Here is a 699-nt window from a genome sequence, read left to right as displayed (position 1 = left end):
CACACCATATCGCGATTGCGAATACGCCCGATCCACGCCCATCCTTGCTGATCAAGCATCTTGAACCAAGTGGCGCGAAAGCCGGCGTCGGTGATAATGATGGCCCGAAAGGCTGGCGGCAACACTGTCTTTAGCCGACGCATAAACAGGCAGTGGACTTTGGGAGAGCCCAGCTCGGTTTGAGGGTGCACTTCTTCGTAAATCGTCAGCGCACGTCCTTCGGCCATGACGGCGGCGCGTAATAATTGCAGACTGCCATCGGCGCGTAAATCGGACCAGTCGATAATGATGGCCGCTCCGTCGGCTTTGCATAATATCTGCTTAGCCAACGCGCGATAGACAGTGATGCCTTCTTGCTGAAAGCGCGGATTACTCAATAGCCGGTCACAGCATTTAATAGAATGGCGCAACTTCTCTGGATGGCCGATCGCCTTGGCCAGCTTGACGACGCCCAGCCCCTTGGTGCATGCCGCATGCGCTATTCGCGCAACACATTGCTGCCGTTTGGCGTGCATAAAGCCGCACTGTTCCTGCAAAAACCGCTGTAAGATTATCGATGCATGCATGGCCTGTTCCTTTCATTCGCAGTTTGGTCGCTACGAATGAAAGGGCTAACACAGCCATGCATGCGCCGTTTTTAAGATAGAAAGTTAACAGCTTCCTCAAATGTTTACAAGAAATTTGAGGGGAAGGTTCAGG

1 protein-coding gene is annotated in these 699 nt (G+C 52.9%); it reads right to left on the bottom strand.

Going from position 1 to position 699, the window contains the following annotated elements; all coding sequences use genetic code 11:
- Nucleotides 1-566: transposase family protein (locus AC07OK_RS30735; RefSeq protein WP_494693839.1), on the bottom strand; the 566-nt coding region annotated here is incomplete at its 3' end.
- Between the last annotated feature and the right edge of the window lie 133 nt (nt 567-699).

The sequence above is a fragment of the Duganella sp. GW821-FHT07G03 genome, assembly GCF_059418605.1.
Note: the sequence above shows the minus strand (reverse complement) of the source record. Positions and strands in the feature narration are given on the sequence as shown.